This is a genomic window from Brucella pseudogrignonensis (assembly GCF_032190615.1).
Lineage (GTDB): Bacteria > Pseudomonadota > Alphaproteobacteria > Rhizobiales > Rhizobiaceae > Brucella > Brucella pseudogrignonensis_B.
Genome location: NZ_JAVLAT010000001.1, coordinates 1,882,890 through 1,902,955, shown reverse-complemented (window position 1 = coordinate 1,902,955; position 20,066 = coordinate 1,882,890). Strand labels below are relative to the sequence as shown.

Sequence of the window (20,066 nt, the reverse complement as noted above, 5' to 3'; positions counted from 1 at the left end):
TTCACACTTTTCGGGATGCGCTCTTAACGGCGCGCAAAGACCTATCAGGCAGCGCTACGCTTGCCTTTGCTTTTTGCCTCAGCATTAAGCGTTGCCAGCAACTCTTCTGACTCACTTTCGCTCAGGCCGATCATCAGCCGGTCACCGATAGATGCAGGCTCGTCGGTTGTTAAATCGAAGATCGCCCAGGTATCCGTGGGTTCAAGAACGCGTTCATATTTTGGCTTCATGGCCCTAAGCTCAGAACAGGCCTGACTGCCGTTCTGCCCCTGTTGTTTCGTTGCAATTCCACATGCGAGGCTTGATCGGCCAATTTAAGGCGCAATCACTCCACGAACAGTTTTTCTAAATTAAACTTCTTGCAATTCACTTCACACAAACAAGGTTTTTTAAATAAAGCATCAAAGATTACTTCTATAGTTAAATTTCTATTGCTAAAATAAAAGAGCCAAATGGCTATTTCGAGCTGGCTTCAACCCTGGTCCGTTTTCTCTTTTTGATTGAAAATCCAGCGAGTGATTGCGCTAAACTGGCATTCACCGGCTTGCCGAAAAACCAACCTTGCCCCGAAAGATTGGTGCAAATATCGCGCAAGCAGCGAACCTGCTCTCCAGTCTCGATACCTTCGACCACAATCCCAAGCCCATATTGATGCGCCATAGCGATAATTTGTGGAACGATAGAAACCGTTTCCGTCTCACCGCCAAGTGTTCGTGTGAAGGCCTTATCGATCTTGATGGCATCAACTTGCAACTCGCCCAGATAAGCAAGACTGGAATAGCCCGTACCAAAATCATCGATATAGACCTTGTACCCCTTTTCGCGCAGAGCCTTGATACCGCTACTGGCTTTCGCGAAATCCACTGCGGTTCGCTCGGTCAATTCAAGACCAATCTGTTGCGGCTGAATTCCAGCGTCTGACAGGCGAGCTTCAAGCGACTGTATGAAATCCGGGCTTTGCAGGTCACCGGAGGTTATATTGACGTTGATATAAAGCGCCCGCTGCTGTCGAAGCAAAGCGCCCATTTCTTCAATGACGTGATCCAGCACATAAGTTGTTATGAGATGGCCTAAACCAGCGGCTTCCGCTCGTGCAACAAACAGATCAGGCGGCACGAAATCGCCTTTTGTGATCTCCCACCGAATAAGCGCTTCAAAGCCTGTAATCTTTTCATCACCAAGACTGACTACGGGTTGATAGACAAGCGCAAGCTCGTTTGCCTTCAATGCCTTTTTAAGCAACGAAACAAGTGAACGGTCACGATTGCGGTAAAACGTCCAGCCAATGGCAACACCACCGCCAACAAGTAAGCCCAGGCTTGTGAACACGAACGGCAGCAATGCATCCGTATGGTCAGACCAACTTTCGGACGTTGCAATAGCAACGCAAACGCCTGTTTCATCGTCACACGCTTTTTGTTGCAAAACGCCATTTGTTACGCCAAACGACCGCGTATTATTGGTTGGGATATAGCTATTGCTGATATTCTCTGGAAACGTATCGGGGTAACTGTAAAGCTTGGCGTACTGCGTCCGATCGCTATTCGTCATAAAGATTGCGAAATCATATTGCGGAACATGCAACGCATCAAAAGCCAATGCGCTTAAAACGAGATTGCCAGTGTTCCGGCCAAAAATCGGGCCGTGGCTCCCAGCAGTTATAAGCTCCTGATCCTCATAAACATAAACGCCGTCCTTAAGAAGAACATCTTCTTTACTTCTGGGTTTTGTTGTCACAACATCGTTTAAAAGTGTCGAACATTGCAACATATCATGCTCAAGACGACCAATGTCCTTGATGTGATAAGCGGCAAAAAGCAACTCGCGCATATAGCGCTTGTCGTCTGACGAACACAATGCATAGGGAGACTGGTTAACCTTGCTCAGTGTTTCTCTCGCAGAGTTCACTATACGGTTAGCCTGCGTCATGAGCACAGTCATATACGCATCCATGTCCTTTTCTTCATCGAAAAGGCGAAACCGGTCTCCAGCCCACTTACCTGCAACGGCGCCAAGCAATAAGATGATGCAAATTACATAGGGTACAGGCGAAAAAAATACGCTGCGTTTCAACCCCATTAAAGATCGCCTCGATGAAAATCTACAAAAATCCAAATGAAACTACACTTTTCTATAGATTACATTAATTCGAAATGATTGAAAATGTAAATAGATAGTAGCAATTTTCAAAATATCTGCAAAGCAAGCGATGAATATATCATCTTCATATATTTAAATTATCGAAAATACACACAATAAAAAGCGGCCAATGATTAATTCAATGGCCGCTTATAAGAAATCCAGATTTTTTATGCCCGATTACTTCGTATTGTATGGGCCTTCATCAAAACCAACGAAAATCTGCACGCTGCGTGCGCTTTCAGTCGGAATCGAAATTCCCTTATCGTTGAATACAAACTGCGTGGCACCACCGCCATTGCTGACATTGACTGTCTGCTTGTGCAGTTTGGAATAGATCACATTGCCATTCTGAACGACGGCGACGCGGATCGGCATTGTAATATTGCCGCTCTTGTATTTTGGACCCGGCACAACTTTACCAGCCGCTGCTACGTCAAGCGTAATCGTGCCTGCATTATGCTGGCAATCACGTGTCGTATCCGTCAGCGAGGCTTGGTAAATCACACGGCTTGCATCTTGGTCGCCGCCTTTTTCATAGGTGCTGAAATAGGCCGTGCCTTCCCGCAGTGAAACACTTGGGCAAAACGCCATAAGGTCGGATGCCTTAACGCGCGGCGCAGCGCTATCCGCCGCATTCTGCGTGCCACTGGTGGTACAACCGGCTAGCGCTGCGAGCAAAACCGTTGCAACGACTGGAAACAATGATGAACGATTCTGTGATGCTTTATGCATAAACCGGGCTTCCCTGCACTGATCGACCTGTTCTACACCGCTATACGATGCATAGCGTGAGGGTGTTTTCCTGTTTTTTATCGCCAAGAGCAACCCCATCACGCAAAACATGCATTAATTCTTGCGGCTTTTTTAGGGAAGCTTTATTGCATTCTCGGCTAAAAATCTGCCTTGACCCAAAACGAAGGCCTTTGAGATGAAATATATAAGCACACGCGGCGAAGCCCCAGTTCTGGGATTCAGCGATGCTCTGCTCGCCGGACTTGCCCGTGATGGCGGCCTCTATCTCCCGCAGGAATACCCACAATTCACCGCTGATCAGATCCGCGATCTGCGTGGAAAATCCTATGTGGATATCGCGCTGGCCGTTCTGACGCCGTTCGTCAATGGCGAAATTCCCCAGGCAGATTTTGAACGCATGGTGCGTGAAGCCTATGGCTCGTTCCGTCATGATGCAGTTTGCCCGTTGGTGCAGACCGGCGCGAATGAATATGTGCTTGAGCTTTTCCATGGCCCGACGCTTGCTTTCAAAGACGTCGCCATGCAGCTTCTTGCACGCATGATGGATTATGTTCTCGCGCAACGCGGCGAACGCGCAACGATTGTTGGCGCCACATCTGGCGACACAGGGGGCGCTGCGATTGAAGCCTTTGGCGGCCGCGACAACACCGATATTTTCATCCTGTTCCCGAATGGCCGCGTCTCTCCGGTGCAGCAGCGCCAGATGACCAGCTCCGGCTTTTCAAATGTTCATGCCCTTTCTATCGAAGGCAACTTCGATGATTGTCAGAATCTGGTCAAAGGCATGTTCAATGACCTCGAATTCCGCGATGCGATTTCGCTTTCTGGCGTAAACTCGATCAACTGGGGACGCATCATGTCTCAGGTTGTTTATTATTTTTCAGCCGCATTGAGTCTCGGTGCACCGGATCGCGCTGTCTCGTTTACGGTCCCAACTGGCAATTTCGGCGATATTTTCGCGGGCTATGTTGCGAAGAAAATGGGCCTGCCGATTGATCAGCTGATTATCGCAACCAATGATAACGACATTCTTGCGCGCACGCTCGAAAGCGGTGCCTATGAAATGCGTGGCGTCGAACAGACGACTTCGCCTTCGATGGACATCCAGATTTCTTCAAACTTCGAGCGCTTATTGTTTGAAGCGCATGATCGCGATGCGAGCGCTGTCCGTGGCCTGATGGACAGCATGAAGCAATCCGGTGGCTTTACGATTTCCGAAAAGCCACTGTCTGCCATTCGCAGCGAATTTGCAGCGGGCCGCTCAACCGTTGATGAGACAGCAGCAACCATAAAGTCGGTTCTGGATGCGGATGGCTATTTGCTTGACCCACATTCAGCCATTGCAGTTAAAGTCGCTCGCGAAAAAGTGTCCGGCAAGACACCAATGGTTGTGCTCGCCACCGCACATCCGGCTAAATTCCCTGATGCGGTAAAAGCTGCAAGTGGTGTGACGCCGGCGCTTCCGGCATGGCTTTCGGACCTGATGGACCGAAAAGAAAGTTTCACAGTTCTTCACAACGACCTGAAAATCGTGGAAGAATACATTCGCCGTCATTCCCGGGCATAAGATTATATCTTGTTCAGGAATTTAAAAACGGGAACCCGAATGGGACTATGGGAGCATTTTGCATATGGGTGTTGAAGTAACGCGTCTTTCCAATGGCCTGACCATTGTAACGGATAACATGCCGCATGTGGAAAGCGTTGCGTTGGGTATCTGGGTAAAAGCAGGCGCGCGAAACGAAGCGCCCGACCGTCACGGGATCGCTCATCTGCTTGAACATATGGCCTTCAAGGGCACAGAGAAGCGTTCCGCCTGGCAGATTGCCTCTGACATCGAAAATGTTGGCGGCGAAATCAATGCTGCAACGAGCGTCGAAACCACCTCCTATTATGCTCGCGTGCTGCGCAACGACATGCCGCTGGCCATCGATATTCTTGCTGACATCCTGACCGCCTCCAAGTTCGACGAAGCCGAACTTGAGCGCGAAAAGCAGGTCATCATGCAGGAGATCGGTGCAGCCCACGATACGCCTGATGATATCGTTTTCGACCGCTTCACCGAAACAGCCTATCGTCACCAGCCGATCGGGCGCGCCATTCTGGGTGAACCGGATACCGTGATGTCGTTTACGTCCGATGATCTTCGTCAGTATGTGGACGAACAGTACAGCGCTGACCGTATGGTTGTGACAGCTGCTGGTGGCGTTGACCACGATGATTTTGTGAAGGAAGTTGAAAAGCGTTTGGGCGGTTTCCGTGCCCATAACACCGCACCAACCCTTGACCTTGCGACATATGTTGGCGGCGATTTCCGCGAAGATCGCGATTTGATGGATGCGCAGGTTTTGATCGGCTTTGAAGGTCGCGCCTATCATGTGCGCGATTTTTACGCTTCGCAGCTTCTGTCAATGATCCTCGGCGGTGGCATGTCCTCCCGCCTGTTTCAGGAAGTGCGCGAAAAGCGTGGCCTCTGCTATTCGGTCTATGCATTTCATTGGGGCTTTTCCGACACAGGCCTTTTCGGCATTCATGCAGCCACAGGCAAGGATGAACTCGTAGAGCTTCTCCCCGTCATCATTGATGAGTTGCATAAAGCCGCAGATTCCATAGGCATCGAAGAAGTTAATCGTGCCCGTGCGCAATATAGCGCGAGCCTGTTGATGTCGCAGGAAAGTGCAGCAAGCCGCGCGGGACAGATCGCACGCCAGTTTCTGCTCTATGGCCGTCCGGTGCCAAACAATGAGCTGATGGACCGCCTGTCGCTCATTACGCCTGAACGCCTGAGCGATCTTGCTGGCCGTATGTTCCTTGATAGCAAGCCAACAATCGCAGGTGTCGGTCCCGTTGGACGTCTGATGAGCTTTGAAGGGCTTACGGATGCTCTTTCGACCAGCGCGCATACGAGGAAGATTGCTGTTTAACGGATCGGAGAATAGGCTGTAATTTCATAGAGAGTTTATGCAACAGTGGTGCACATTCTAAAAACAGCTTATTCTCTTCATCAACAACACGAGAACCAGCATGATCGGCCTGCCATTCCGGCGCAGCAATCCGACACTTCTTCGCGGGCAGCGTGTTTATTTGCGCGAGCCGCTGCTCAGTGATTTCGCAACATGGGCCAGTGTACGCGAACAAAGCCGTGGCTTTCTCACGCCATGGGAGCCGACCTGGGCTGACGACGATCTGACCAAAAGCGCATTTCGTCATCGTTTACGCCGCGTTCGGGAAGAAATGTCCGATGGCACCGGCTATCCCTTCTTTATTTTTGACAGCAAAGACAATCGGCTTCTCGGGGGGATAACGCTGGGCAACATAAGGCGTGGAGTCGGCCAGAACGGTATGGTTGGCTATTGGAGCAGCATATCAGCGGCTGGCAAAGGGTATATGAGCGAAGCCTTATCATTGGTTATCCCCTTTGCATTCAATGAACTGAGGTTGCACCGGATCGAAGCTGCCTGTATTCCCCATAATGTTCGTTCGATACGGCTTCTCGAAAAAGCCGGATTTCAGAGAGAAGGACTGTTGCGCTCTTATCTCAAGATCAATGGCTTCTGGCAGGATCACCTGTTGTTTGCCCTGATAGAAAGCGATCTACGCATGATCAATGGCAAGGTTGAACGCTCGTGAATGGTATAACAAACAGGTTCGTTTCAGCTTTTCTGCGCTGCATAGCGCTGATCATTATCCTGACCTGTTCAGCAATTCCTTCTCTTGCCGTCGAACCAATAAAAATCTCCAGAGACGACACCGCTCTTGATCTCTCGCGCGCTGTAGAGCTGCTGCGCAATCAGGGCGAGAGCGTGCAGGTTTCCACAGCACCGGGAGCCGATGGCATTGTACGCCGTATTGAGGTGCAGGCAGCGCCCAATTCCAATGCGTCTGGTGACTGGGCCGCATTTTCCATTGCAAATCCGACTGATGAACAGATTGACCGTCTGCTCGTTGCGCCACACTTCCGTCTTGTGGGGTCAAACATAATCTGGCCTGATCTTGGCTCGGCGCGTATCTCGTCGATAACCCCCAGTGAGGGCTTTACGCTCGACAGGCAGCCAAGCGAAGATGCCGATGTCTTCCGTATCACACTTAACCCGAAGACAGTTATCACCTTCGTCGCGCAGCTTTCCTCGCACAATCTTCCACAGCTCTATCTGTGGGAACCGGAAGCTTACAAGGATGCGGTCAACTCCTACACGCTTTATCGCGGTATTCTGCTCGGCATTTCGGGCCTTCTCGCACTGTTCCTGACCATTCTTTTTGTCGTCAAAGGCACCTCGCTTTTCCCGGCAACCGCGGCACTTGCATGGGCCGTTCTCGCCTATATTTGCGTTGATTTCGGCTTCTGGAACAAGCTGATGGAAATAACGCCGGGAAACGAACAGGTCTGGCGAGCGGGCACGGAAGTCGCCCTTGCCGCATCACTGGTGATTTTCCTGTTCACCTATCTCAATCTCAATCGCTGGCACGACCATTTTAGCTATGGCGCAGTCACATGGGTGTTAGGCCTTCTGGCTCTCGCAGGTGTTGCTGTCTTTGATCCACCTGTTGCTTCCGGCATTGCGCGCATATCGCTGGCGCTAACAGTCATATCGGGCATCTTCATCATCGGTTATCTGGCGATCAAAGGCTATGATCGAGCGGTGATGCTCATACCGGCGTGGTTGCTCACGCTGATCTGGTTGCTGGGCGCCTGGATGACGGTTTCCGGCCAACTTGACAACGACATCATTCAGCCAGCACTTGGCGGCGGCTTGGTGCTGATTGTTCTGCTCATTGGCTTTACCGTTATGCAACATGCCTTTTCGGGCGGTGTGCTCCAGCAAGGCTTGCTTTCCGACATGGAACGTCAGGCGCTTGCGGTGATTGGTGCGGGCGACATTGTATGGGACTGGGACGTTCCGCGCGACCGCGTTGTCACCACACCCGATATTGCAAACTATCTCGGCAACACAGCGAGTTCCCTGCAAGGCCCGGTTCGCAACTGGTTGCCAGCAATGCATGGCGATGATCGTGATCGATTCCGCTCGACACTTGATGCCATTCTGGAAAACCGCCGTGGTCGCATTGGGCAAATTTTCCGCCTGCGCGCCAATGACGGTCATTATCACTGGTATGCACTGCGCGCGCGCCCTGTCATGGGGTCCAATGGTGAAATCGTGCGCTGTGTTGGCACGCTGGTAAACGTGACCGAACAGAAAAAAGCCGAAGAACGTCTTCTGCATGATGCAGTTCATGACAATCTTACTGGCTTGCCCAATCGTGAGCTGTTCCTTGATCGCCTGAGCAACATTATGAACATGGCGCGCGGCGAAAGCACACTGCATCCGACCGTATTCATCATCGACATTGACCGTTTCAAACAGGTCAATGACAGTTTGGGCATGTCGGCAGGCGATACGATCCTGCTTACGATCTCGCGCCGTCTGTCGCGTTTGATGAAGCCGCAGGATACGCTTTCCCGCCTGTCTTCCGACCAGTTCGGTCTGCTGTTGGCATCTGAAAACGACCCCGGTCGCATTGCCGCCTTTGCTGAAGCCTTGCGACAAGCCGTTCGCGCGCCGATTGCCTATGCCAAGCGTGAAATCGTGCTGACGGCTTCAATCGGTCTGATAACATGGACAAAGACAGCGGCTTCAGCGGAAGATTTTGTGAAGGACGCCGAGCTTGCCATGCATCAGGCGAAGCGCTTCGGCGGCGACCGCATCGAGCCCTTCCGCCCTGCTTTCCGCGCGATCGGCAGCGACAAATTACAGCTTGAATCCGATCTGCGTCGTGCACTCGAACGCGATGAAATTAGTCTCGTCTATCAGCCGATTGTGCGTTTGGATGAAGGAACAATTGCTGGCTTTGAAGCACTGATGCGTTGGGAGCATCCGCGCCGCGGCAGCATTTCTCCGTCAGAATTCATTCCGATTGCAGAAAGCTCCGGCCTGATCGTGCAGCTTGGTCTGTTCGCCATTCAGCGCGCGGCCGAAGATCTCTACGCATGGCAGGAGCAATTCCCGAAGCTCAATCTATTTGTTTCAGTCAACCTCTCAAGCACGCAGTTGATTAGGCAGGATCTTATCAATGATGTGCGTTCGGTTCTCTCGCGGATTCATCTGAAACCCGGCACGTTGAAGCTGGAGCTCACAGAATCTGTATTGATGGAAAACCCGGAACAATCGGCGCATGTGCTCGCACGCTTGAAAACAATGGGTGTCGGTCTATCGCTTGATGATTTTGGCACCGGCTATTCGTCATTGGCATATCTGACACGCTTCCCGTTCGATATCATCAAAATCGACCGCTCTTTCGTTAAGGGTGATCAGCCGCAGAAAACAACGCTTTTGCGCTCCATCGTCAGCATGGCACATGATCTTGGTCTGGCTGTTGTCACAGAAGGGGTTGATAACGAAAACGACGCGCTGCAACTGCGTCAGATGGGTTGCGAATATGTGCAGAGCTTTATGTTCGGTGAACCGGCAAGCCGCGAAGATGCCACGCGCATCGTGCGTGAGCAGCAGGATGCAGCGGCAGCTTAGTCAGGCATGGCCGGCTTCGGAAACGAGCCGGGTCATGTCGATGCCCATCCACGCCATCAATCGATCGTATTTTCCGGTAATATCGCTATCAAAAAGCATATCAATCGGCGCTGAACACGCCAGCCAGCCGTTTTCTGCAAACTCCATATCAAGCTGTCCCGGTGCCCAACCCGAATAGCCGAGCGTCAGCAAAGCTCGCGATGGTCCACTGCCGCCATAAATCGCACGCAAAATATCAACCGTTGCGGTCAGGCATATGTCTTCAGTGACAGGCATGGTCGAGTCGACCATATAGTCATCACTATGCAGAACGAACCCACGTGTGCGGTCAACAGGGCCACCATTGCGCACAAGCATACTCTGCGCATGCTTCGGCAGCATAATGAGGTCTTCGTCGTCAGCAATTCCGATCTGACGAAGTATGTCTGGAAACCCAACCGGCTGAAGCTGATTGATAATGAAGCCCATGGCGCCGTCTTCGGAATGAGCGCAAATATAAATAACCGCGCGAGCGAAACGCTCGTCACTCATTCCGGGCATGGCAAGCAGGAATTGCCCGTTTAAGAAACCCTGCTCCTGGTTTGGCTTCCTGAGAATGGTCATAAAGACCAAGGTAGCAAGACTGTGCCAAATGACAATGAAAATCGCGCAAAGTTTCTAGCCGTGATAAACATCACTTGATTTTTGATCAAACAGTGAAAAACATTGTCCGCAAGAAATGCAATTATGAGTTGAAAAGAATAGTATTTATGCTGATTTATATAATACTGGCTCCAGCCGCCATTTTCCTAATTTACTCTATCTATGTGCAGACAAAGCTGTCTCCGCTCATTGATTTCATCAGACAAAGTCCATCAATGACAAAAACGATCGGCGATGTATCTGATCTCTATTATATTTTCACCATGCCGCGCGGCAATTATCGTTTTGCACTTTATCTGTGGCACAACCAAACACCGCCTGAAGAAATCAGCAATCATTTCCCGGATTACGCGCGGTTGCGCGTCATTTCCAATATTGCCCTCCTGATGCATATTGCTTTGGGTGCTGCGATTTTTTTTATTGTTGTTTTCAATCTGTTGCTGAAAGCCTGAGCGATAAGATGCCAGCAAAAACACGGCCTTGATTGAAACATGATTTTCGATCAATCTCGCTGAATGCGATCAGTTAAATTTCTTGCCCTGCCGGTTCTGTTAAGCACCGTTATCAATGCACAGGCTGCGACGTCCCAATGGACCGAAACGCCCGGCGGTAAGGTGCGTGTTATTCTTGAAGACACCAAATCTGGCGAGAAACAGCGCGGCGCATTGCAGATCACTCTCAATCCCGGCTGGAAAACCTATTGGCGCAACCCGGGCGATGCGGGCGTACCACCTCAAATCACCATTGAAGGCGATGCGTCCGCGCATATTGATTACCCCGCGCCCGTCTATTTTGGCGCAAGCGATGAGGGCGGCATTGGATACAAGCAATCTGTATCCCTGCCGCTGACATTCACATCAAAGCCCGGTGACGACCGTCTGAAAGGCAATGTTTTTCTTGGCGTTTGCGATAAAATCTGCATCCCGGTTCAGGCTCAGTTCGACTTTCCATTAAGTGAAGCGACAGATCAATCGCCGCAAGCCATTGCGACGCGCACCATTATTGAAACAGCCTTTGATCGCCTTCCCGCACCAGCCTCTCCAGATTTCGGTGTGACAAGCGTAAAGCGAATAGACAACAAAGCTGTTTTCGAGCTTGCACTCCCTGATCAGACAACTCCTGCTGAATTTTTTATTGGAAGCGAACAGCTTAATCTTTCCGTGCCTAAACCTGAAGGGCAGTCGCAGTTCTCGGCGATGCTTCACGGTGAGGCCAAAAAAGGTGCAGAGATTGATTATACGCTTGTGCAGAATGGCAAAGCTGTTTCCGGACAGATTCAGCTTGATTAGACCACGATCAGTAAATTGAATTTGTGAAAACCCTTATTATCGGCTTAAGTGTCGCTGCCATGCTTAGAGCAAAGGCGATGAAGTTCAGCCATATATAGAGGTGAGCCATGACGGCGGAGCTCACCTTCAGGAGAAAACAATGACGATCAAAGTTGGTGACAAGCTCCCTGCAGCAACCTTCAAGGTAAAGACTGCGGATGGCGTTAAAGAAGTAACGACTGACGAAGTCTTCGCAGGAAAAAAGGTTGTTCTTTTCGCGGTTCCCGGCGCTTTCACACCGACCTGCAACCTTAACCATCTGCCAGGTTATCTGGACAACCGCGACACCATTCTGTCAAAGGGAGTGGATGAGATCGTGGTTGTTTCAGTCAACGATCCGTTCGTTATGGGGGCATGGGCGCAGAGCACGGGTGGCGAAGGCAAGATCACGTTCCTCGCCGACGGCTCGGCCATCTTTACCAAAGAAATCGGTCTCGAGTTGGATGCGACTGCGGGCGGCCTCGGCATTCGTTCGAAGCGCTACTCTGCAATTGTTGAAGACGGCGTTGTTAAAACCCTCAATATTGAAGAACAAGCAGGACAGGCTGTGACATCGGGTGCTGCAACACTGCTTGAACAGCTTTAAACTGAATTACAACGCGCCCTGCTTTTTCGGTGGGGCGCGCATTTCACGGGTCAACCATTTTTCAAGCGCAAGCGAATCGGGCTGCCCTGCCCTGTGTGGAGCAATCCACAACAGCATGCGACGTGGTCCCGGGCAGAAGCCGAAAGGCGCAACAAGCCGACCCGATGCAATGTGCTCAGCAACAAGCATATGCGGGACGACCGCGACGCCCAATCCACAAAGCACTGCCTAAATCAGCAAATAGAAATGGTGAAATGTCGATTTCGGCTCCGGAGCCGGAAAGTCTGCATGGGCTGCTTTTTGCCAGTCCGCAAAAGCTTCCAGCCTTGTATGCGTCGCCAACACCGATGCCTGTGCGAGATCAGCTGGTTCAATAAGCGGCCATTGCGCAAGATATGAGGGCGCGCAAACAAGACCAATCTCCTCCCGTCCCATATCACGAATAACGGCATCTGCGGGTGGCTCGATCACACTCGAACGGATCGCAATGCCGATCTTGTCACGCATAAAATCAATCCGGTCGTAATTCATGTTAAATTGCAACTCGATATTCGGATGACTGTCGTGAAAGCGACCAATGCGCGGAATGATCCACTCCATCATGATGGACGAGGAGCAGGAAAGTGTCAGCGGGCCCGGTTTCACGCGCTCAATGCTGCCCTCAATAATTGAAAATGCGCTGGCCAAACCTTCCGCAAGCCGTGCACCTTCCGGTGTCGGATCGCTCAATCGCGCGTTGCGTGTAAGCAGCAAGACACCAAGTGAGTCCTCCAAAGACCTGATCTGACGACTAACCGCTCCATGCGTTACACATAGTTCCTCGGCAGCTCTCGTCATTGAACGATGGCGCGCGACGGCTTCAAAAGCCTTGAGCGCGTTCAAAGATGGAAGTGGCCGCATGAGAACCCCCTGTTAGTACCTGAGCATACCTGTGAGATTATATCACAATTTGTCGACATTAAATCGCTTGCGGCGGCATGTCGCAATCTTTAGCTATCTGCCTATTTAAAAGCGCAGTTGCCAACGGAATCAGCAATATCTTTTGATATTCACGCCTTCAAGCTCCTTCGCTTCGATTAATATGCTAGCAGGGAGGAACTGCAATGCAGCAAAAATCTCACGAAATGACGCCCGCTGAAAAGTCGGCCATATCGAAAATTTCGATCCGGCTGGTCCCTTTCATCGCGCTGATGTTCTTCATCAACTTCCTGGATCGTACCGCAATTTCCTTTGCGGGTCCGAACGGAATGACAACCGACCTCGCGCTGACCGCCGCGCAGTTCGGTTTTGCAGCCGGTATTTTCTTTGTCGGCTACATCATTCTTGAAGTGCCGAGCAATCTTGCGTTGCATAAGTTTGGTGCACGCAAATGGCTTGCCCGCATTATGGTGACATGGGGTATCGTTGCCCTGCTGTTCACATGGGTTTCGAGCGCAACTGAGCTTTACATTCTGCGCTTCCTGCTGGGTATTGCTGAAGCTGGCTTCTTCCCGGGTGCGATCCTGTTTCTGTCGATGTGGGTGCCGTCACGCCATCGCAACAAGATTCTGGCACTGTTTTACCTGGCGCAGCCTTTGACAATCGTCATTGGTGCACCAATCGCCGCAACGCTGATCGACATGCACGGCGCATTCGGCCTTGAAGGCTGGCGCATCATGTTCTTCGGTGTCGCAGTTCCGGCGATCCTGGTTGGCATCATCACCTTCTTCTATCTACCAGATACGCCAAATGACGCAAAATGGTTGAACAAGGAAGAACGCGACTGGCTCAATGGTGCACTCGCACAGGAAGAAAAAGTCAAGGAAAGTGCGCATGGACGCATGACCGGTCTGGCTCTCTTCGACAAGCGCGTATGGCTTCTGTCGATTGTGTATTTCGGGCTGGTCTATGGTCTTTATGCGCTCGCTTTCTTCTTGCCATCGATCATCAATGGGTTCGAACAGGAATTCAACACGAAGTTTAATGTGTATGATAAGGGGCTGATCACAGCCATTCCGTATCTTCCTGCGGCTATTGCATTGTATTTCTGGAGCCGCGACGCTGCAAAGCGCGGCGTGCGCCCATGGCATATTGGCATTCCGGCACTCGTTGGCGCGTTCGCCATTCCTGCGGCACTTTTCATGCCGTCGCCTGCCACGACGATCCTCATGATCACGATCACAGCTTGTGCCATTTTCTCGGCCCTGCCGAACTTCTGGGCTATTCCGTCGCGATTTCTAAGCGGCCCGGCAGCGGCAGCGGGCATCGCACTCATCAACACGATCGGCAATATTGCGGGCTTTGCAGCCCCCTATATTACCGGCCTCGTAAAAGATGCTACCGGCCTTTACGAAATGCCGATGTTCATCGTTGGCGGTGTCTTGCTTGTTTCTTCCGTGCTGGCATTCTCGCTTGCCGGAAGACTGAAAGATCCTTCAGAAATAGTCTTGAAGAAATAAGCTCATCAAAAAAGCCGCGCTGAATTTCAGCGCGGCTTTTTCAGATACAAAAATCTAAAGGTCGTTACTTAACCTGAAGTGACTTGTGCCCGTTATACTTAAATGGCTCCATACCGGCACGGGCAAGCTCGTCCGCTCGCTCATTTTCCGGGTGCCCTGCATGGCCTTTGACCCAGTGCCACGTCACTTTGTGCGGCTTGCGGGCCTCATCAAGCGCCTGCCACAGCTCGGCATTCTTCACAGGCTTCTTCGCGGCTGTCTTCCAGCCATTGCGCTTCCAACCCTCAATCCAACCAGAAATACCATCACGCACATAAACACTGTCGGTATAAAGATCGACTTCGCATGGCTCTTTCAGCACGGATAAAGCCGAAATTGCCGCTATCAATTCCATGCGATTGTTGGTGGTGTCGGCTTCACCGCCCTTCAATTCTTTCACATGGCCATTCCAGCGCACGATCGCACCCCAACCACCGGGGCCGGGATTGCCAGAACACGCGCCATCGGTGAAAGCCTCGATATGCTTCACGCGTCAGCTCCGCTCAATTCAAGACCATATTCACTTGCCGATGTCACCTGACGATGAAAGCGCATACGACGCACATATTCCATCGGGTCTTTCTTCATGACAAAGCTGCCTTCCGGCACATTAATCCAGTCATAAAGACGGGTCAGCATGAAGCGAACCGCCGCCCCGCGCGCCAAAACAGGCAGCGCTTCGATTTCCGCAACCGAAAGCGGACGCACTGAATTGTAGCCACGCAGAAGGGCCGCCCCCTTGGTGAGATTATAGGAGAAATCTTTCTCAAAGCACCATGCATTGAGGCACACTGCCACGTCATAGGCAAGAATATCTGTGCAAGCGAAGTAGAAATCAATGAAACCCGACAGGCGGTCGCCAAGGAAAAACACGTTATCCTGAAACAGATCGGCGTGGATCACGCCCTCTGGCAATCCTGACGGCCAGTTCTTTTCGAGATAAGTGAGATCGGCTTCTGCTTCGGCAACCAGACCCGGCTCAACGCTGTCTGCACGTTCCTTTGATAGGTTCCACAGCGGACGCCAATCGGGCAGCGTCAGACCATTGCGGCGGCGCATATCAAAATCTTCGCCTGCGAGGTGCATTTCGGCGAGGCCACGGCCAACTTCTTCGCAATGTGCTACCGTTGGCTTGCGCATCCACATACCTTCGAGGAAGGTCACGATTGCCGCCGGACGCCCCGCAAGCTCGCCGATCATCGCGCCATCACGGCGCACAACAGGCTGCGGGCCTTCCAGACCGCGCTTAGCCAGATGCTGCATCAGATTAAGGAAAAACGGCAGATCATCCCGGTTCACACGCTTCTCATAAAGCGTGAGAATAAAAGACCCTGTCGTTGTGTGCAGGAGATAATTGGTGTTCTCGACACCTTCAGCAATACCTTTATAAGAAGTCAGAGCACCGATGTCATATTGCTCAAGAAAAGCACCCAGCTCGATTTCGTTAATGTCTGTATAGACGGCCATGCCGCTTATTTCCCCATATTCACCACGCGCATCTCATCCCAAAGCAGCCACACACTCTTTGGGATGCGCTTGTTTCTATCGCGCATCTTATCCGAAAACCGCTACACACTTTTCGGGATGCGCTTGTTTCTATCGCGCACCTTATCCGAGAACCGTTACACACTTTTCGGGATGCGCTCTAATTTAGGTATTCCGACAACCCTGTTTTCGCCGTTAACGAATGCCATATCCTGCACCGTCAGCTCAACATCGCGAATTTCGCGATTCACCAGAAAGTTTTCTGTTTCAACGGTCGTCTCAGCCAGTTCGATCCTCACATCGAAACGAGCTTTAAAGGCATCCATGATTTCATCAACGATAATTTCAGGTGCAGAAGCACCAGCCGAAAGGCCGACGACCGAAATATCGCCCACCTTGTCCCATTCAATATCAGACGCACGCTGGACCAGCATCGACGTTCCGGCCCCCGCCTTTTCCGCAACTTCAACAAGACGTTTGGAGTTAGAGGAGTTTGGGGCGCCAACGATCAGAAACAGGTCGCAGCCGGGTGCCGCGTGGCGCACGGCTTCCTGCCGGTTTGTGGTGGCATAGCAAATCGATTCTGCGGCTGGTGCTGTCAGACTTGGGAAACGCTGCTGCAATTCTTCAATGATGCCCGCCGTATCATCCACTGAAAGCGTGGTCTGGGTCACAAAGCCGAGATTATCCGGGTCAGAAAACTCAATAGTCCGCGCGTCTTCGACCGTCTCAATCAGCGTAACCGTCCCTTCAGGCAATTGCCCCATCGTACCGATCACTTCAGGGTGCCCGGAATGACCGATTAAAATCACGTGACGGCCAAGACGCTGATGGCGCATGGCTTGTTTATGCACTTTTGAAACCAGCGGACATGTTGCATCAAGATAAAAAAGATTCTTGGACTCTGCATCCGCCGGCACGGATTTCGGGACACCATGTGCCGAAAATACAACCGGCTGGTCACGATGTTCCGCCGGGATCTCATCAAGTTCTTCTACAAAAATCGCGCCGCGTGACTGCAAACCCTCAACGACATAACGATTATGCACGATTTCATGGCGCACATAGACCGGCGCCCCGTATTTCTTCAGTGCCAGCACGACGATCTGAATAGCCCGGTCAACACCAGCGCAAAAACCACGCGGGCCGCAAAGGCGGATTTCCAGAGGGGGGCGGTTATCGATCATATAGCGTGCTCGCTGGGTTCGGCGTGAGGCGCAAATTATATAAAGCCGGAAGTGGGCTTCAAAGCGGCCTGTGTCAAGTCTTTGTAGCCTTTCGATACCGCCAGAACCACGCCACGACAACCCCTAACAGGGCCAAAGCAAGACCATACCACGTCACAGCATATTGAAGATGATTATTTGGAAAATCGATAATGGTTATCCCGCCAATCGGCAAACCGCCAAAATTTGGCGTATTATCAGCGTCGATAAAGAAAGGCACCGCATCGTCTAACGACGGAATATCAGCACTTTCGGCCATTGCAGACCAGTCTTTCCAATAGAAAATATTTTTAACCGTATCATTATCCGGCAAGAAGTAACCCGGCTTGTTTGTGAGCGGATCGCGCGCCAGCCCGGTGATTGTGACAGGCCCGTCGAGCTGGCCATCAAGACGCGTTTGCGGGTCTTTTTTCTCATAAGGCACAAAGCCGCGATTGATCAGCACGAAGCGCCCGTCTTCAAGCATCAACGGCGTATAGACGTTGAAGCCCGACTGCCCGTCGTGGGTCGCCAGAAAATGCCGCTCCCCCTGGTGCATGAATGTGCCTGAAACGGTTACAGGGCGATACTCGACCGTTCCTTGTTCGCGGTAAATTTTCTCAATTTCAGCCAAAGGCAACGGAGCTTCATGCAAACGCTGTTGTGTCGACGCCAGCAACGCCTCTTTCCAGTGAAGCCGCTCAACTTGCCATGTTCCGAGCGAAATCAGGATTGCGAATGCGATCAGAGACGCGATCAGCACACCCCATGGAAACCGTTGCGGCTTATGCGCCTTGTTCATTGGCCATCATCCAGACGGCCCTGTGCCGCCTTGTTGCGATATTGCAGATTGATCAGAACACCTTTCATGCTACGCATGGCAACAAGGCTCAAGATAATCGCCAGCGGCACCCATAACAGAAAATGCACCCAAAGCGGTGGCCCATAATTGACCTCCAGCCAAAGAGCCGCGCCGACAACAATAAAGCCAATGAGCAGGATCACGAATGCTGCGGGACCATCCCCGGAATCGGCAAATGTATAGTCAAGCCCACAGGCGCTGCAACGCGGCGCAACGGTGAGAAATCCCTTAAACAGTTTCCCCTCGCCACAGCGCGGGCAATGCCCTGTCACTCCGCTCTTAACCGGGTCCACAGGCGGATAAAGATGATGGTCTGACATAAAATCCTCCTGACAAAAGAATGAGGGGCGGCCAAGTTTCCAAGGCCACCCCTCATTTCGTCCCATTTGCTGATCAGCCGCCGTGCAATGGTGCGCCCCAGCTGCCCCAGACGTAGATAGCGCAGAAAAGGAACAGCCACACCACGTCCACAAAGTGCCAGTACCATGCAGCCGCTTCAAAACCAAAATGACGTTCCGGCGTGAAATCGCCTTTCATCGCTCTGAACAAAATCACCAGTAGGAAGATCGTGCCGACGATGACGTGGAAACCATGAAAACCGGTCGCCATGAAGAAGGTTGAACCATAAATCGAATCTTTGAACTCGAAAGGCGCATGGGCATATTCAAAGAACTGCACGAAGGAGAACAGGATACCGAGCGCAACCGTCAGGACCAGGCCAATGATCGTGCCCGTACGGTCTTTATGCAGCAGCGCATGATGCGCCCATGTTAACGTTGTGCCGGACAAAAGCAGGATGACCGTATTGTAAAGCGGCAGGTGCAGCGGGTCGAGCACTTCCATGCCCTTCGGAGGCCACTGACCGCCGGTGAACTCAGCGCGAAGAACCTGATGCACTTCATTCGGAAACAGGCTGACATCAAAGAATGCCCAGAACCATGCTGCAAAGAACATGACTTCGGAAGCAATGAACATGATCATGCCGTAGCGAAGATGCAGCGCGACCACGCGGGTATGATGACCTTCGCGGCCTTCGCGTATTGCGTCTGCCCACCATGCATACATGCAGTAAAGCACAATCGCCAGACCAATGAAGAAGAGCCACGGTGTCGCCAGATTAATGCCGAAGAAAGGCAAATCACCCGCATTGATGTATCGCATCCATGCAATGCCACCAATGGCCAACACAAATGCGCCCACCGAGCTCAGAAACGGCCAGGGACTGGGTGCAAGAATGTGATAATCGTGATTCTTCTCGTGAACGTTGGCCATGTCTCTCCCCATGCGACCCGTGAGGGCCCTCTCTCATGCATTCCAGCCTGTCCGCCAATGGCAGGATCAGACCGTTCCCTTCTTCACACAACATAGAGCCGTGCTGCTTGTTTGTCTTTGCGGCATTATGTGCCGCAAGCATTCTGTTTTGTCAGCTTCCGCTATTGCCAACCGGAGCCAGTTTTGCATTCGCAACAGGCTTCGGCTTATCAATCGGGAAGAACGTATAGGACAGCGTAATTGTCTTCACGTCCTTCAAATCTGGATCGTTGACGATTTCAGGATCAACGAAGAACACAACCGGCATTTCCATGCTTTCACCCGGTTGCAGCGTCGTATCGGTAAAGCAGAAACACTCAACCTTGTTGAAATAGGCTCCCGCCCTGCCCGGCGCGACATTGAAACTTGCGCGTCCATATGTCGGTTCATCGAACAGATTACGCGCATCATATTTGACCATTGTGGTTTCACCGATGCGAACGGTCACTTCACGTTGCGCTGGCTTGAAATCCCAAGGCAGAGCATTCGACGTATTGGCATCGAAACGCACTTTGACCGTCCGGTCGAGGATCGTATCCGAATATTGCTCGACACGCTGCGTTGTACCGCCATAGCCAGTAACCTGACAGAAAATGCGGTAGAGGGGAACGGAAGCGTAGGCCGCACCAATCATGCAGACGAAAAAAGAAACGCAGGCAATAGCGACCGTTCGGTTCGAGCGGTTCAGCTTCTTCTGCTTTTCGTCACTCTCATGCTGTTGAACCATTTTCTCCTCCCGAAAACGAATAAC

General features: G+C 51.6%; 19 protein-coding genes and 1 pseudogene. 8 read left to right on the top strand and 12 right to left on the bottom strand.

Translation table 11 applies throughout. The features are described from left to right. Nucleotides 1-44 precede the first annotated feature (44 nt). From RI570_RS09190 to RI570_RS09180, 3 genes are all read right to left on the bottom strand, one after another. Complete coding sequence (locus RI570_RS09190) at nucleotides 45-230, bottom strand: hypothetical protein (RefSeq protein WP_313828118.1); 186 nt, start codon at nucleotides 228-230, stop codon at nucleotides 45-47. Nucleotides 231-456: 226 nt separating this feature from the next. Next, nucleotides 457-2,079 (bottom strand): EAL domain-containing protein, encoded by a 1,623-nt coding sequence (locus RI570_RS09185; RefSeq protein WP_313828117.1) that lies wholly within the window; start codon nucleotides 2,077-2,079, stop codon nucleotides 457-459. Nucleotides 2,080-2,319: 240 nt separating this feature from the next. Next, nucleotides 2,320-2,874, bottom strand: a complete 555-nt coding sequence (locus RI570_RS09180) for a hypothetical protein (protein WP_313828116.1) — start codon at nucleotides 2,872-2,874, stop codon at nucleotides 2,320-2,322. A 196-nt stretch (nucleotides 2,875-3,070) separates the two neighbouring features. Between RI570_RS09180 and thrC the strand changes: the two genes are divergently transcribed. The 4 genes from thrC (at nucleotide 3,071) to RI570_RS09160 (ending at nucleotide 9,419) form a co-directional block, all read left to right on the top strand. Next, nucleotides 3,071-4,462, top strand: coding sequence for a threonine synthase (thrC, locus tag RI570_RS09175; RefSeq protein WP_313828115.1), 1,392 nt, complete (start codon nucleotides 3,071-3,073; stop codon nucleotides 4,460-4,462). 64 nt (nucleotides 4,463-4,526) lie between these two features. Beyond that, complete coding sequence (locus RI570_RS09170; RefSeq protein WP_313828114.1) at nucleotides 4,527-5,819, top strand: pitrilysin family protein; 1,293 nt, start codon at nucleotides 4,527-4,529, stop codon at nucleotides 5,817-5,819. Nucleotides 5,820-5,919: 100 nt separating this feature from the next. Further along, nucleotides 5,920-6,525 (top strand): GNAT family protein, encoded by a 606-nt coding sequence (locus RI570_RS09165; RefSeq protein WP_313828113.1) that lies wholly within the window; start codon nucleotides 5,920-5,922, stop codon nucleotides 6,523-6,525. A 5-nt stretch (nucleotides 6,526-6,530) separates the two neighbouring features. Continuing rightward, entirely contained in the window at nucleotides 6,531-9,419 is a 2,889-nt protein-coding gene (locus RI570_RS09160) for an EAL domain-containing protein (RefSeq protein WP_409558655.1), read from the top strand. On the opposite strand, the gene RI570_RS09155 is transcribed toward RI570_RS09160, so the two are convergent. Further along, on the bottom strand, nucleotides 9,420-10,022 hold the full coding sequence (locus RI570_RS09155; RefSeq protein WP_313828111.1) for a YqgE/AlgH family protein: 603 nt from the start codon (nucleotides 10,020-10,022) through the stop codon (nucleotides 9,420-9,422). A 74-nt stretch (nucleotides 10,023-10,096) separates the two neighbouring features. On the opposite strand from RI570_RS09155, the gene RI570_RS09150 reads away from it, so the two are divergent. From RI570_RS09150 to RI570_RS09140, 3 genes are all read left to right on the top strand, one after another. Beyond that, the gene (locus RI570_RS09150; protein WP_313828109.1) at nucleotides 10,097-10,513 is read left to right on the top strand and encodes a hypothetical protein; all 417 of its coding nucleotides are present in this window, start codon (nucleotides 10,097-10,099) and stop codon (nucleotides 10,511-10,513) included. A gap of 63 nt (nucleotides 10,514-10,576) precedes the next feature. Next, nucleotides 10,577-11,350: a protein-disulfide reductase DsbD domain-containing protein gene (locus RI570_RS09145; RefSeq protein ID WP_313828107.1), complete on the top strand. Its 774-nt coding sequence runs from the start codon at nucleotides 10,577-10,579 to the stop codon at nucleotides 11,348-11,350. Between the two features lie 139 nt (nucleotides 11,351-11,489). Further along, nucleotides 11,490-11,975, top strand: a complete 486-nt coding sequence (locus tag RI570_RS09140; RefSeq protein WP_313828106.1) for a peroxiredoxin — start codon at nucleotides 11,490-11,492, stop codon at nucleotides 11,973-11,975. Between the two features lie 6 nt (nucleotides 11,976-11,981). Here RI570_RS09140 and RI570_RS09135 read toward each other — a convergent pair. Further along, nucleotides 11,982-12,875 (bottom strand): annotated as a pseudogene (locus RI570_RS09135) (LysR substrate-binding domain-containing protein). Nucleotides 12,876-13,078: 203 nt separating this feature from the next. Between RI570_RS09135 and RI570_RS09130 the strand changes: the two are divergent. Then, a complete protein-coding gene (locus tag RI570_RS09130) occupies nucleotides 13,079-14,413 on the top strand; it encodes an MFS transporter (RefSeq protein WP_313828104.1) in 1,335 nt (444 codons plus the stop codon). Between the two features lie 64 nt (nucleotides 14,414-14,477). On the opposite strand, the gene rnhA is transcribed toward RI570_RS09130, so the two are convergent. The 7 genes from rnhA to RI570_RS09095 form a co-directional block, all read right to left on the bottom strand. Further along, a complete protein-coding gene (gene rnhA / locus RI570_RS09125; RefSeq protein ID WP_313828103.1) occupies nucleotides 14,478-14,942 on the bottom strand; it encodes a ribonuclease HI in 465 nt (154 codons plus the stop codon). Continuing rightward, nucleotides 14,939-15,919 (bottom strand): homoserine kinase, encoded by a 981-nt coding sequence (locus tag RI570_RS09120; RefSeq protein WP_313828101.1) that lies wholly within the window; start codon nucleotides 15,917-15,919, stop codon nucleotides 14,939-14,941. The genes rnhA and RI570_RS09120 overlap by 4 nt, the downstream gene beginning before the upstream one ends. A gap of 155 nt (nucleotides 15,920-16,074) precedes the next feature. Next, nucleotides 16,075-17,124 (bottom strand): 4-hydroxy-3-methylbut-2-enyl diphosphate reductase, encoded by a 1,050-nt coding sequence (gene ispH, locus RI570_RS09115; protein WP_313828099.1) that lies wholly within the window; start codon nucleotides 17,122-17,124, stop codon nucleotides 16,075-16,077. Between the two features lie 73 nt (nucleotides 17,125-17,197). Further along, nucleotides 17,198-17,944 carry an SURF1 family protein gene (locus RI570_RS09110; RefSeq protein ID WP_313828098.1) on the bottom strand — a complete coding sequence of 249 codons (747 nt, stop codon included), beginning with the start codon at nucleotides 17,942-17,944 and terminating at the stop codon, nucleotides 17,198-17,200. Next, complete coding sequence (locus RI570_RS09105) at nucleotides 17,941-18,324, bottom strand: DUF983 domain-containing protein (RefSeq protein ID WP_313828097.1); 384 nt, start codon at nucleotides 18,322-18,324, stop codon at nucleotides 17,941-17,943. The genes RI570_RS09110 and RI570_RS09105 overlap by 4 nt, the downstream gene beginning before the upstream one ends. Nucleotides 18,325-18,397: 73 nt before the next feature. After that, complete coding sequence (locus tag RI570_RS09100) at nucleotides 18,398-19,276, bottom strand: cytochrome c oxidase subunit 3 (protein WP_313828096.1); 879 nt, start codon at nucleotides 19,274-19,276, stop codon at nucleotides 18,398-18,400. Between the two features lie 151 nt (nucleotides 19,277-19,427). Then, a complete protein-coding gene (locus tag RI570_RS09095; RefSeq protein ID WP_313828094.1) occupies nucleotides 19,428-20,042 on the bottom strand; it encodes a cytochrome c oxidase assembly protein in 615 nt (204 codons plus the stop codon). Between the last annotated feature and the right edge of the window lie 24 nt (nucleotides 20,043-20,066).